Origin of the sequence: Hyphomicrobium sp. (assembly GCF_019753045.1) — a bacterium.
In the GTDB taxonomy this organism is placed as follows: Bacteria; Pseudomonadota; Alphaproteobacteria; order Rhizobiales; family Hyphomicrobiaceae; genus Hyphomicrobium_B.
Genome location: NZ_JAIELN010000022.1, coordinates 59,674 through 72,462 on the forward strand (window position 1 = coordinate 59,674; position 12,789 = coordinate 72,462).

General features: G+C 60.1%; 15 protein-coding genes. 3 read left to right on the plus strand and 12 right to left on the minus strand.

What is annotated here, in order from left to right:
- Nucleotides 1-14: 14 nt before the first annotated feature.
- The 3 genes from nuoF to K2Q04_RS20340 form a co-directional block, all read right to left on the minus strand.
- Nucleotides 15-1,301, minus strand: coding sequence for an NADH-quinone oxidoreductase subunit NuoF (nuoF, locus tag K2Q04_RS20330; protein ID WP_291166975.1), 1,287 nt, complete (start codon nucleotides 1,299-1,301; stop codon nucleotides 15-17).
- Nucleotides 1,302-1,306: 5 nt separating this feature from the next.
- Nucleotides 1,307-2,470 carry an NADH-quinone oxidoreductase subunit NuoE gene (nuoE, locus tag K2Q04_RS20335; protein ID WP_291166977.1) on the minus strand — a complete coding sequence of 388 codons (1,164 nt, stop codon included), beginning with the start codon at nucleotides 2,468-2,470 and terminating at the stop codon, nucleotides 1,307-1,309.
- Nucleotides 2,471-2,701: 231 nt separating this feature from the next.
- A complete protein-coding gene (locus K2Q04_RS20340; RefSeq protein WP_291166979.1) occupies nucleotides 2,702-3,181 on the minus strand; it encodes a hypothetical protein in 480 nt (159 codons plus the stop codon).
- A 207-nt stretch (nucleotides 3,182-3,388) separates the two neighbouring features.
- Here K2Q04_RS20340 and K2Q04_RS20345 point away from each other — a divergent pair, with 207 nt between their 5' ends.
- Nucleotides 3,389-4,111 (plus strand): hypothetical protein, encoded by a 723-nt coding sequence (locus K2Q04_RS20345; protein ID WP_291166981.1) that lies wholly within the window; start codon nucleotides 3,389-3,391, stop codon nucleotides 4,109-4,111.
- Nucleotides 4,112-4,179: 68 nt separating this feature from the next.
- Here K2Q04_RS20345 and K2Q04_RS20350 read toward each other — a convergent pair whose 3' ends face one another.
- The 7 genes from K2Q04_RS20350 to K2Q04_RS20380 all read right to left on the minus strand — a co-directional run bounded on the left by K2Q04_RS20350 (nucleotide 4,180) and on the right by K2Q04_RS20380 (nucleotide 8,371).
- The gene (locus tag K2Q04_RS20350) at nucleotides 4,180-4,611 is read right to left on the minus strand and encodes an SRPBCC domain-containing protein (RefSeq protein WP_291166983.1); all 432 of its coding nucleotides are present in this window, start codon (nucleotides 4,609-4,611) and stop codon (nucleotides 4,180-4,182) included.
- A gap of 8 nt (nucleotides 4,612-4,619) precedes the next feature.
- Nucleotides 4,620-5,810 (minus strand): NADH-quinone oxidoreductase subunit D, encoded by a 1,191-nt coding sequence (locus K2Q04_RS20355; protein WP_291166985.1) that lies wholly within the window; start codon nucleotides 5,808-5,810, stop codon nucleotides 4,620-4,622.
- 3 nt (nucleotides 5,811-5,813) lie between these two features.
- Nucleotides 5,814-6,263: a thioesterase family protein gene (locus K2Q04_RS20360; protein ID WP_291166987.1), complete on the minus strand. Its 450-nt coding sequence runs from the start codon at nucleotides 6,261-6,263 to the stop codon at nucleotides 5,814-5,816.
- Between the two features lie 11 nt (nucleotides 6,264-6,274).
- Nucleotides 6,275-6,574, minus strand: coding sequence for a hypothetical protein (locus tag K2Q04_RS20365; RefSeq protein ID WP_291166989.1), 300 nt, complete (start codon nucleotides 6,572-6,574; stop codon nucleotides 6,275-6,277).
- Nucleotides 6,575-6,785: 211 nt separating this feature from the next.
- The gene (locus K2Q04_RS20370; RefSeq protein ID WP_291166991.1) at nucleotides 6,786-7,391 is read right to left on the minus strand and encodes an NADH-quinone oxidoreductase subunit C; all 606 of its coding nucleotides are present in this window, start codon (nucleotides 7,389-7,391) and stop codon (nucleotides 6,786-6,788) included.
- A gap of 30 nt (nucleotides 7,392-7,421) precedes the next feature.
- A complete protein-coding gene (locus tag K2Q04_RS20375) occupies nucleotides 7,422-8,015 on the minus strand; it encodes an NADH-quinone oxidoreductase subunit B family protein (RefSeq protein ID WP_291166993.1) in 594 nt (197 codons plus the stop codon).
- On the minus strand, nucleotides 8,006-8,371 hold the full coding sequence (locus K2Q04_RS20380) for an NADH-quinone oxidoreductase subunit A (RefSeq protein ID WP_291166995.1): 366 nt from the start codon (nucleotides 8,369-8,371) through the stop codon (nucleotides 8,006-8,008). The genes K2Q04_RS20375 and K2Q04_RS20380 overlap by 10 nt, the downstream gene beginning before the upstream one ends.
- 730 nt (nucleotides 8,372-9,101) lie before the next feature.
- On the opposite strand from K2Q04_RS20380, the gene K2Q04_RS20385 reads away from it, so the two are divergent.
- Complete coding sequence (locus K2Q04_RS20385) at nucleotides 9,102-9,458, plus strand: hypothetical protein (protein ID WP_291166997.1); 357 nt, start codon at nucleotides 9,102-9,104, stop codon at nucleotides 9,456-9,458.
- A gap of 92 nt (nucleotides 9,459-9,550) precedes the next feature.
- Here K2Q04_RS20385 and K2Q04_RS20390 read toward each other — a convergent pair whose 3' ends face one another.
- A complete protein-coding gene (locus K2Q04_RS20390; protein ID WP_291166999.1) occupies nucleotides 9,551-10,000 on the minus strand; it encodes a YaiI/YqxD family protein in 450 nt (149 codons plus the stop codon).
- Between the two features lie 293 nt (nucleotides 10,001-10,293).
- On the opposite strand from K2Q04_RS20390, the gene K2Q04_RS20395 reads away from it, so the two are divergent.
- On the plus strand, nucleotides 10,294-11,406 hold the full coding sequence (locus K2Q04_RS20395; RefSeq protein ID WP_291167001.1) for a DUF2778 domain-containing protein: 1,113 nt from the start codon (nucleotides 10,294-10,296) through the stop codon (nucleotides 11,404-11,406).
- A 293-nt stretch (nucleotides 11,407-11,699) separates the two neighbouring features.
- Here K2Q04_RS20395 and K2Q04_RS20400 read toward each other — a convergent pair whose 3' ends face one another.
- A complete protein-coding gene (locus K2Q04_RS20400; RefSeq protein ID WP_291167003.1) occupies nucleotides 11,700-12,503 on the minus strand; it encodes a TorF family putative porin in 804 nt (267 codons plus the stop codon).
- Between the last annotated feature and the right edge of the window lie 286 nt (nucleotides 12,504-12,789).

A 12,789-nucleotide genomic window follows, 5' to 3' on the forward strand; every position in this document is an offset into this window, starting at 1 on the left:
GTTTTTTCCGCAGCCTACTCTGCCGCCATGCGTGAATGTTTTGCCTGGTAATCGTCGATACGTGCTTCGATCACCGAGCGGAAGTTGTTGATCAGGCCTTGAACGGGCCATGCCGCCGCGTCGCCGAGCGCGCAGATGGTATGGCCTTCTACCTGCTTCGTGACATCGAACAGCAAATCGATCTCGCGTTTTTCAGCTTCGCCGCGCTCCATACGCTCGAGCACACGCCACATCCAGCCGGTGCCTTCGCGGCACGGCGTGCACTGGCCGCAGCTCTCATGCTTATAGAAATAGGCGATGCGCCGGATCGCGCCGATGATGTCCGTCGATTTGTCCATCACGATCACGGCGGCGGTACCGAGACCCGAGCCGAGCTTGCCCAGCGCGTCGAAATCCATCGTCACCGCTTCGGCTTGCTCTGCCGTGATGCAGCGAACGGACGATCCGCCCGGGATGACGGCGAGCAGATTATCCCAGCCGCCGCGGATGCCACCGCAATGCTTGTCGATAAGCTCCTTGAGCGGGATGCCCATCTCTTCTTCGACGACGCACGGGCGCTCGACGTGTCCTGAGATCTGGAAGAGCTTGGTGCCGGTGTTGTTCGGCTTGCCAAGGGCAGCGAACCAGGCCGATCCGCGACGCAGGATTTCGCCCGCGACGGCGATGCTTTCGACATTGTTGATCGTCGTCGGGGCGCCGTAAAGGCCGACGTTCGCCGGGAACGGCGGCTTCAGGCGCGGCTGGCCCTTTTTGCCTTCAAGGCTTTCGAGCATCGCCGTTTCTTCGCCGCAGATATAGGCGCCGGCGCCGTGATGCACGAAAATGTCGAAGTCCCAGCCGTGGACGTTATTCTTGCCGATTAGCTTGGCGTCGTAGGCTTCATCGATGGCGCGCTGGAGCGCTTCGCGCTCGCGAATGTATTCGCCGCGCACGTAAACGTAGCAAGTGTGTGCGCGCATCGCGAAGGAGGCGAGTAACGCGCCTTCGATCATAAGATGCGCGTCGTGCCGAAGGATCTCGCGGTCTTTGCAGGAGCCGGGCTCGGACTCGTCGGCATTGATGACGAGATAGCTCGGCCGCGCATCGGCCTTCGGCATGAACGACCACTTGAGGCCCGTCGGGAAGCCCGCGCCGCCTCGGCCGCGCAGGCCCGACTTCTTCACCTCGTCGATGATGTAGTCGTGACCTTTGTCGATGAAGAACTTGGTGCCATCCCACACGCCCCGACTCATCGCGCCTTTGAGACTGACGTCGTGGAGGCCGTAAATATTGCGGAATATGCGGTCGCGATCATGCAGCATGCGCGCTACCCTTTCGGCCTTTTGCCGGCTTTGCTTTCCGGACGCGATCCGGATGCGAGCTTCTGCGCCTGCTCGATCCATTTGTCACGCGTTACGCGTCCCATGAAGCCATCGAACTGGACTTCGAACCACGCGATGTTCTGCGGCGTCCACTTGGCGATCTGATCGAAATGCCAGATGCCCATTGCGCCAAGCTTATCGCGCAGGTCGGCGGTGATACCTGAGATCAGCGTTAAATCGTCGGCCTTGCCGTCGCGCGGCGTTTTCAAAAGCTCTGGCTCGACGGACTGGCTTGCGGCGGCGCCTGCAATCGCCCTGTCGCGGATCATGTCCGCCTTGATCTTATCAAGTTCGCCCGCGGAAAGCGCCTTGCCGCCGCTCCGCTCTTCGAGCTCCTTGACGAGGCCGGCATTCGCCATCGCGGTCAGCGCTGCAGGGTGAACCGGTGGGGGCTTTCCAGCCGCTGCTCCCGGTGTTGCCGGGGATGTTTCGTTGGCCATGTCGGGGGCGCCCGACGTTTCTTCAAAACGCTTCTTCCAGGCGCCGATCGTCGAGCCGTCGTAAAGCGTCGGATCGGTCAACGTGGTCGGGCCGGACACCGGGCAAGACGCAACGCGGCCGATCTGAGATCCGGCCTTCGGTTGCTTACCGGCGAGGAAGCCGTCAATAATCTTGTTCAGCTGCTCTGGCGTCAGATCTTCGAAGGTATCCTTGCCGACCTGAACGACCGGAGCATTGGCGCAGACGCCGATACATTCAACCTCTTCCCACGAAGCCGTGCCATCGGCGTTCAGCGTGTGCGAATGCTCGTCGATCCGGTTCTTGCAAACGGCGATGAGATCGCGCGAGCCGCGGAGCATGCATGGGGTGGTGCCGCAGACCTGAACGTGGAGTTTTGTTCCGACCGGCGAGAGCTGGAACATCGTATAGAAGGTGGCGACCTCGAGGCCACGAATGTGGGCCATTCCCAGCATATCGCAGACAAGTCTGATCGCGGGCTCCGGCAGCCAGCCGCCAGCCTGCTCTTGTGCACGCCAAAGCAGCGGAATGATCGCGGAAGCCTGTTTGCCTTCGGGATATTTCGCGATCACCTCGCTCGCCCACGCTAGATTTTCGGGCGTGAAAGCGAACTGTGCAGGTTGCACTGGATTTAGTCGGCGAACGCCCATCCACGGCTCCTCGAACGTCGGTCGTATGGCGCCGAATACACAACGTGGCCGTGTCACAAACTGTGATTCGGCACGTCGCGCGCAATGTCGACTCTCAGAGTGACATTAAACCCTCAGCCACCAACGCGGTCCAGTACGAGGAATGCCGCGCCAAAGCAAGCATTTGCCGATCCATGAGGGGCATCAAGCGCTGTTCGCAGTGGAGATTTAGGTGCGACGAAAAGCGCGAAGCTATGGAGCCGATTTCGGCGGCGGCGTTGGCGACGTCGCGCCCGCATCCGGCGCGAGAATTCCGCGGCGCTGAAGCGTTTCGGATGGGCGCTCCGTTGCCCACCTGCGTTCGGAAAAGCCGAGTGGCACGGCGAGCCAACCGAGCAGCAGAAGAAACGTAGCGATTGGTGCGAGAAACAGCGCGAGCTGCGAGCCGACGCGGAGGCAACCCGTCCAAATGCCGGCGAACAGCAGACCCAGCGCAATGATCATCCAGCCACCGTCGTCGGCACCGCGCGCCGTCGCGAACAGCAAGCCGGCGAACAACCCGCCAAGCCCGATCAGAACCGGAATGAACGGCATGTCGGCTTGCAACGCGCCCATCGGCCAGCTCCGAGAGCGGGCAAAAAGCCGATAGGTTGCAAGGCTCAAGCCCCAGCCGACGGCGGCGACCGCCAGCAGAAACAAGTTGTCGACCATCGGCGCAGCACCGGGCAGCATACGCGGCTCCTTTGATTTTGACGCTCGGCCCCGCCCGCAATCTGCCAGGGCTTCGTGACAAGCGCCAGCGCGTTTCGCCGCAACTCCGGCCACGATGGCAGGCCGAAACGGATGAACGCGCGATCTCGTTACGGATTGGCGACAAGCCGACCACAAGTGCGCCGCTATGGTGTGTCACCCGCCTAAAAACTGAAGGGGGACAGCCGCTTGCAAGCCGACATCACTATCGTTGCGACCCGCCGGCCCGAACTTCTACGGCAGATGATCGCGAGCTTTTCGAAGAACGTTTTTCCGAGGTTGGAAATCGGCCACGTCTACGCCAACGTGGACCCGGCCTTCGGATCCAAAGACGATCAGGCGGAAGCCGTCCACATCATCCGGCAGCGTTTCCCTACGGCGACGGTGTTCGAGCCCGAGACACCGGGCTTCGGCGCAGCAGTGGTCCGCGTCTGGGCTGCGACCAGCTCCCCTTTCGTGATGCATGTGGAAGAAGATTGGCTCGCCATCAAAGATGCGGGAGATTTCTCCGCCCCCTTCGCTAGCCATCCGAAACTCGCGCAGGTCGTTCTCTCGATGCCCTTCCAAGAAAAGCGGTCGGGGATGCGGCGCAAGTTCCTGTCCCGAAGGTTTATCGGCCTGACGGCCCCATTCACCCGCCAACCGTGCAACCATATCGGCACTTCGCCCGGCATTTTTCGAGGCTCATTCTGCCGCGAGGCGGCTCGAATGATGGACCCGGCACTCGACCCCGAAAAGCAGTTTTGCGGCGGCCACAACCCGCCGCTCGAGCGATACGCGAGAGACTTCGACAGCTTCATTCATTCGCCTGACGGCGATTGTGTTCTCGCCGATCTCGGCCGCGATTGGATGAAGGCGCACGGCCGCCAGAAACAGATCGTCAACGGTGTCGTGACTTGGCCTGAAATATAAGATTCCGCCCCCGCCGGGGATGATCCGAAGCGCTCGCCAGCGCGTTTTGCGGCAACTCCGTCCTGCCGTTACCGAGCTTCGGATTTTGCCTTCAGCGCTTCGTTCATGGCTCGAAAACCGCGCTCCGTGACAGCCAGGACGTTACCGAAGAAGGGGATGAGCATCCCCGAAAACTGTTCCGAGTGCTCGAAGCGGGTGTTCGGACCTTCCGCGCTGAGGGCGAACCGATGCACCCCTACAAAGAGACCCGGAATTGGGAGCGATCCGCGCCAGGAGAAGACCCGCTCGGGCTCGACCTCGACAACGATAGGCCGAAACGTCTGTGCTTTAAGCCCCGGGGGTTCGATACTGACCTCTAGCCTCGCACCCGTTCGCTGTTCACCCTTGATGCTGCGGATGAACGGGTTCCATGCGGGGTAGCCGCCGAAGTCCATCAACACAGACCAGACGCGTGAGGCCGGCGCCGCGATCAAAATCGATGTCTCGATCGCGCGGGCCATGGGCGTTTTCAGCGATCGATTTCGCCGAAGACGATGTCGAGGGATCCCAGGATCGCAGAGACGTCCGCCAACATGTGACCGCGGTTGATGAAATCCATTGCCGCGAGATGCGGGAACCCGGGAGCGCGGATCTTGCAGCGATAGGGCTTGTTCGAGCCGTCCGACACGAGATAGACGCCGAACTCGCCCTTCGGCGCTTCGACCGCGGCGTAGACTTCGCCGGGCGGCACGTGGAAGCCCTCGGTGTAGAGCTTGAAGTGGTGGATCAGCGCTTCCATCGAGCGCTTCATCTCACCGCGCTTCGGCGGCACGACCTTCTTGTTATCGGCGACGTGCGGACCCTGACCGCGCGGCGATTTCAACAGCTCGCAGCACTGCTTCATGATCTTGGTCGATTCCCGCATCTCCTGCATCCGGATGAGGTAGCGGTCGTAGCAGTCGCCGTTCTTGCCGATCGGAATATCGAAATCGAGATCGGCATAGCATTCGTAAGGTTGGGACTTGCGCAGATCCCAGGCGGCGCCGGAGCCGCGGACCATGACGCCGGAAAAGCCCCACGCGAAGGCTTCATCCAAAGTGACGACGCCGATATCGACGTTGCGCTGTTTGAAGATACGGTTTTCCGTCAACAGCGCGTCAATGTCGTCGATGACTTTGTAGAACGGGTCACACCAAGCGTAGATATCGTCGATCAACGCCTCGGGCAGGTCCTGGTGGACGCCACCCATGCGGAAGTATTTGGCGTGCATGCGCGAACCTGAGGCGCGCTCGTAGAAGACCATCAATTTTTCGCGTTCTTCGAAACCCCAGAGCGGCGGGGTCAAAGCGCCGACGTCCATGGCCTGCGTCGTGACGTTCAAGAGATGCGACAGCAAACGGCCGATTTCGGAGTAGAGCACGCGGATCAGCTGGGCGCGGTAGGGCACCTCAAGCCCCAGCAGCTTTTCTGCAGCAAGGCAGAAGGAGTGCTCCTGATTCATCGGGGCGACGTAATCGAGACGATCGAAGTAGCCGATCGCCTGCATGTACGTTTTGTGCTCGATAAGCTTCTCGGTGCCGCGGTGAAGAAGGCCGATATGCGGATCGACGCGCTCCACGACTTCGCCGTCGAGTTCGAGAACGAGGCGAAGCACGCCGTGCGCCGCCGGGTGCTGCGGCCCGAAGTTGATGTTGAAGTTGCGGATTTCAGTCTCGGCCATGGTTCAAACGGTCCCGCGGGTAATCGGTGCAAGTCTGGCGAGCTTCGCCTTGTCGTTCACTCGCTGCTCGAACTTATCCCAGTTGACGACGATACGCTGATGCTCGCCCTCGCCGATTAAATCAATCCCATCATGCGCTTTGACATGAAAGAAAAGCCGGCGACCTGCGACCTTCGTGCACTCGGCGTCGACTGTTACCGTTTGTCCGGGGACTGTGGCAGCGGCGTGTGAAACATTTACGTGAACGCCAAGCGAGCCCTCTCCGTCGTCGAGGTGCGGCGCGATGATGTGCAGGCATGTCCATTCCATCAGCCCGACCATGAAGCCCGTGGCAAAGACGGTCGGCATCAGCTGGAATTCGTGCGCCTCGGGATAGAGGTGCGGCACAGTCTTCGTCGCCGGCACACGATAGGAAAATTGCGTTCTGGCGCCAGCGTGAAGCGTGTCTTTCACGGCCTCAGTCCTTACAGCCGGTCTTTAAGGTTGCGTATCGTAATATAGAGGCTCGAAGCGGTGCCCGCGACCGCAAAGAGACCGAAGAAAAAGCTCCAGAAATGCGGCTCCGTCGTGCGGCCGAACCAGGGATAGAGCAATTCCGCCGCGCCCGAGACGAGGATGACGCCAGCCGGAATGAAGATCGTCCCATAGGGCAGATATCGGCAGATGATGCCCAACGCCAGTCCCGCGACCGCCCGCGGCCAATCCAGAATGAAGGCTCCGACCATGATTGCTGTCGCGATTGCGACGCTGACCTCGAATTGCATTGCGATTCTGGCCCCACGAATAAATCCGATTTCCCGGCCGGCGCACCGTCGAACGGCGGCGACCCGGCTGGAAGCGAAGGTCGCGCTGAACCCATTGCACTCAAGGCCGATTCCCTCTTCGAGTCTTCTCCCTCGAACGACAGCCCGCGAATGCCCGCCATACCGGCGCCAGGAAAACGGGTTCAGAGGCCGTGCGCAGACTTACGACCGCTCACGACTTCGGGCCGGCTTTCTCATCGCCCGGCAGGACGTGGCTCGGGCTTTCCCAAGGGCTCTCGAAATCGAAATCCCGAAATTCCTGAGTCAGCTTCACCGGCTCGTAGACGACGCGCTTCTTCTCGTCGTCGTAGCGCACTTCGACGTAGCCGGTGAGCGGGAAATCCTTCCGTAAAGGATGGCCCTGGAAGCCGTAGTCGGTCAGGATGCGGCGAAGATCTGGATGACCCGTGAAGCGGATGCCGTAGAGGTCGTAGGCTTCCCGCTCGTACCAATTGGCGGCCGGAAATACGTCGTTGACGCTGGCGACCGGCGTCCCCTCGTCGGTCGAAATCTTGACCCGCAGCCGTTGATTGAGGCGCGGCGATAGAAGGTGGTAGACGACGTCGAACCGCTCGGCGCGTTCGGGATAGTCGACGCCGCAGATGTCGATCAGGACCTCAAACTGGCATTTCGGATCGTCGCGAAGCTTCGTGAGGATTTCGACGATGTTTTCGCGGGCAACGGTAATCGTGAGTTCGTCATAGGAGACGCTGGCCTGTCGTAGGGCTCCGCCCGCGATCGCCTTCGCAGTGTCCTGCAGCGCGGTTAACTCCGTCATCTAGCGGCGGTCTCCAAGAATAAGCTCGACTTAGCGCTCGATCGTGCCGGTGCGGCGTATCTTTCGCTGCAGCAACAGAATTCCGTAAAGGAGCGCCTCGGCGGTCGGGGGGCATCCCGGGACATAGACGTCGACCGGCACGATGCGATCGCAACCGCGCACGACAGCGTAGGAATAATGATAGTAGCCGCCGCCATTGGCGCAACTTCCCATCGAGATAACGTAGCGCGGCTCCGGCATCTGGTCGTAGACCTTGCGGAGCGCCGGGGCCATCTTGTTGGTCAACGTGCCGGCGACGATCATGACGTCCGACTGCCGCGGCGACGCGCGGGGGGCGAAGCCAAATCGCTCGACGTCATAGCGCGGCATCGAAGTCTGCATCATCTCAACGGCGCAGCACGCGAGGCCGAACGTCATCCACATCAGCGAGCCCGTCCGGGCCCAGGTTATCAGATCGTCGACGCTCGTGACGAGAAAGCCCTTATCGGCCAGTTCGTTCGAAACGTCGGTGAAGAAGGGGTCTGCGGCGGGCGCTACCAGGCCTGGCGAGCCTTCCTGAGCGCGGTCGAAAACGCGATCCAAGAGCAGGCCACCCGGACGCTCGTCCTTAATGATCACTCCCATTCCAGCGCGCCCTTCTTCCATTCATAGATGAAGCCGATGGTCAGCACGCCTAGGAACACCATCATCGACCAGAAGCCGAATACGCCGATTTCCCTGAACGCGGCGGCCCACGGGAAGAGAAATGCGATCTCGAGATCGAAGATGATGAAGAGAATCGACACGAGATAGAATCGCACATCGAATTTCATGCGCGCATCGTCGAAGGCGTTGAAGCCGCACTCGTAGGCGGACACCTTCTCCGGATCCGGGTTCCGAACCGCGACTAGAAATGGTGCAATCATCAGGGCGCCGCCGATGAACAGCGCGACACCGATGAAAATCGCGATCGGAAGGTAGTGGGAGGTAAGATCCATCATCGCCGTCAATCCGCTAGCGTGGGAGAGTCCGAGCGCTTTCGCAGCTACGGGGGTGTTAACCCACGGCGTTCTAAGGCGCAACTCCCCACCCGCTCCTCTCCATCTGAAGACTATGGGAAGCGCAAGTGCCAACTTTTAGCCCCCAGGCTTAGCACCCGAGCCTGACGGCAATCTGTCACACGGCAGGCGTCGGTTTTCTGGAAGAGGCGCGCCAAATGCGATTTGCCGGTCCGGAGTGCGATCGCACTCGAATCGGCTGCTTCCTTCTGGGACACGCGCGCCCCAACGAGCGCCGTTAACAGTCTGCGCTCTACGGGGTGATCCCAGCGCAAAGCTTCCGCCGTGTCTTCGGGCCGGATCGTACGGTCTCCGTCGCGCCGATTGACCGAAGGAAGACTGCAGTGCGTGCGGGCGAGATCGCAGTGAGATCGCGGGTATCAGAGTTGCTGAGCGGATCGATCCAAACGGCGGGTCTTATTCAACGCGATAAGCGCCGCTACCGGAATAGATCTCATTATTCATTTGCAGGAATAATTCGAATTAGCGGGCGATATCCCAATGCGCGCCAATACATGTTTCGTTAAGCGCTTCTGCCAACCCTGTCGCCGCTTTCCAATGTTCTGAGCAATATTCTTAATACGGATCAACTCCATCAACTTGACCTCACTCGTTCAGCAACCATTCACGGGTGGTGGCGTTTTTTGAAACCACTTATGCAGGGAGCATTTTCATGAGAAATCTGATTTATGCACTTCCCGTGCTCGCCTTGACCGCCTTTACGCCTCACGCGTCGAACGCGGCGGATCTCGGCGGCGAGTGCTGCGAAGGACGTCCGGCCGTTGTCGAAGGTCCGCCGGTCTATCGAGACTATTACGAAGATGAACCCGTTTATTACGGCCGTCCTTATTACGGTCCCGCTTATTACGGTCCGCGATATTACCGGCCATATCCCTACTACGCCGGATATTATCCGTATCGCTGGGGGCCAGGACCTCGCTGGTACGGTGGGCGCGGTTGGTACGGCAGCCGCGGCTGGTACGGTGGCGGCTACGGACATCGCTTCGGCGGTCACCGGGGCTGGCGATGATCCACTTCAGCGAGACCATCTGACCTGGAGGAACTTCCTGCTCTCCATGCCGATCGCGGGCGGCATGGAGATCGTCCGTCACTGGGGCGCACCTAGCCTTTTCTCTTCGTCGCCTGAACTGCGTTTTCGAGCGCCTGCAAAAACTGCGACCGGTCTCGCGGCGTGAACGAGGGATTGAAGCCGCGGCTTTCGCCGGTTTCACGCAGGTGGCGCTGCATCTCCCGCATCGCGACCGCCATGCCGATGTTGGCGTCGCTGAACGTCTTGCCCGTGGGCCCGATACATTGCGCCCCCGCTTTGAGACAGCGGGCGGCGAGCAAAATATCCGCGGTTACGGCGATGTCGGATGGACCGATGCGTTCGGCAATCCAGTCGTCGGCCGCGTCGGGGCCTTCTTGAACAACGACGAGCTTGACCAGCGGGTTCGTTTCAATCCGCATCCAGCTGTTCGACACCATGTGCACGGGGAGCTCGTGCCGCGTGGCGACGCGCACCACTTCTGCTTTCACCGGGCAGGCGTCCGCGTCGACGTAGATTTGCATCGTGCATCATCTTTCCAAGCGCCGCACCGCTCGACTGCGCGCACGGGATTGTTTTATTCACGAGCTGAGCTTAAGCGAGCCGCCAATGCCGAATCGATGTGGAAATGATCCGATCCATCGGGACGGCCTCGCTCTTGCCCAGACTCTCGGGGTACGAGGGAGATATGGACCATCTCTGCGCAACCGGGAACCAAGGGATGTACATTTCGCGCCGTCGCGCACCTGAGTTTCGGGGTAAGCGGACGCGCGGATTCGAATGGACATCCGGGTTTCACGCTTACTCCAAAATGCCCATGGATCGCATGAAAGCGGCGCTGCTCGCAGCGCTCACCTGCCTCGTGCTGATGTCGAATTACAGCCATGCACAGCAACCGGTAAATGCGGAAGCGAAAGCGGCCGCGGGCGCGGCGGCGGGTCAGATCGCCGACTTCTTCGGGGAGGTTGGCGATCAAATCTACGAAGACTGCATCTTCGAATTATCGCAGGAGCAGATTGAAGTTCAGCAGGCGCTGATCCTCGCCTACATCAAGGCTGGGGCCGAGAGTTCGGTCGCGCGGCGTTTAGCAGTGAAGCAAATTCAGCCGCCGAAAGTCTCTGCCAAATGCGAGCAAATCCGGCACCTGCCGAAGGTCGTCGCGCCGGTAGTTCCCGATTTTCAACCCCCGGTCATCCAGAAGCCGACGGTCGCGGTCGTGCCGCCGTCAAAAACGGTGCCTCCGCCGGTCGTCGTCGCGAACAAGAAAACCCTGCCGCAATGGGACTGCGCACCGGGCGTCGATTACGTGACCATCCAGCTCAACGGCTATCCGCGAAAGCTGACGGGGGGCGAAATCTGCAATCCCTTTGATGATGTCGTCCACGAAGTTCCACCCAACGTTCAGCGCTTCCGCCTCGGCTATACGATCCGGACCGGCCGGCTTTTCATCATTTCGGATGACCCGGGCGTACGTGGGCAAACCATCACCTGGGCAATTTCAGGCAGAGACGTGTGCAGGAACAATCCCGATCCCGACTGCCTCGCGACGCGTGCGGTCGGACCGCTGCCGCCGGGAGAATATTCGTTCGGGTCGGATAAGGGCCCGCGCATTACCTGGGGTCCGAAGACAAAGCGCAACGTTGCCGGGATCTACCTGACCAAGCTATGGAACCGGGACAAGTTCAACCTGCAGCAGACGGCTGCAATCCTGGCGCGCGGCAACATTGCCATTCATGAGCGCCTCAAGGGCGAGATGTCGGAAGCGTGTCTCGGGCTCGAGCCGAAGGGCTGGGCCTACGTCGCTTCGCTGATCAAGGAGATGCGGGCAACGGGCGTCAGCGTCTATATCGACGAACCTTATCCGCAGGTCGCTGAAAACCCGCCCATCGTCGTCGCCTCTTCGTTCTCACTCACATCGCTGTTCAAGTGATTCGCAGGACGTCGGGCGGTTAAGGGACGGCCAGTTACTGCGCGCCTTTCAAACACGGTTGTAAGGTCGTGACGGACTGCTCTCGAACTCGCTCCGTCTTTCGTTGAAGCCATCGAGCGTCGAGGTCGTCGCCAGAGATCTTGAGGTGCGGTTAGGTACGGCGATTTCACCGAACGATAGCACCGCGCAAACAAAAGCCGCCGCACGGGGGCGTGCAGCGGCTATTCAGCTGGGCGTTGAGAGAGATCAAACTCCAGCGTCCTCGGCCGCGTGAGAGCGCGGCCGAAAGCTCGTTACGGAAGAAGGTTCACACCTGCCGAGAACACGAACCGATCGTCAGAAAGTCCCCTGTAAATTCCACCTGCGTTGTTCTGGTCGATTGTCGTGCCGGAGTAGCGGAAGTCCATGAAGTATTTGTCGACGTTAACCTTCACGCCGGCGTTCCAGTAGGTGTAGGACTGTTGACCAACCCAGTAGCCCTCAGTGTAGGTACTGTTGGTTCCGGAATCGGAGTAGCCGACCAACCCGGTAAACTGAGGAGCGAACACGCCATACTTCGGAAGATCGTAGGAAACGGAGCCCTCAACCGAGACGTTGCTGGTAGCTGCATAGCCCTGATCCGGCATCAGCCAAACGGTTGCACCCACTGTCAGCCCCTCGCGGAGCTTCGTTGTCGCGCCGATCTTGAATTCGAGATAGGAAGTGTCGAACACAGAGTTCTTTGTGGGGGCGTGATTGCCGTAGAGATAATAAAACGCTGCGAGGTCCCACGATACTGGACCAGTTGTCGGCCGAATGCCGAGATAGATGTCCTGCTCCCAGGGACCCAAACCATTGTCGTACCCGGTGTCTGAGTTCTTATAGTTGATCGATGAGGTCCACAACCCGAGGTACGCTATGCCGTAGGTCAATTCCTGGTAGACGTTGGCCGTTGGGCTATTGTTCGTGTACGAGATGCCGCGGAACAAGTAATCCGAAGAGCCCGTGATTGTCAGCGCGTAGCCGAACTGTCTGTCTTCTGCTGAAGCGATGCCAGCGGTGGCAAACATTGCCAGAGCTGCTGCACATACCCCACCCGTGACTTTGCATCCGAACATCTAAATCCCCTATTCTGCAGAGGAAGCGGCCCCGCGCCCTCTGTCCCCGAATTCACCCATCACCCCGGACTGCGTATCGCCTTGGCGACTCGCCCCAGACCGGACATACTTTTTTGTAATGGTACGGGTGCGCCATTCAATCAAATAGTACGAATGTGCGTTGCACTCGGTACAGAGTGTGACGCCTCTGCAACAAAGCAGGATCTTTTGCCTAAATACCGTTCGGTTTGCCCGCGCTAAGGGCCCAAAAGCAGGTCGCTTTGAGGGGTTGGGAGCGCCGTCACGA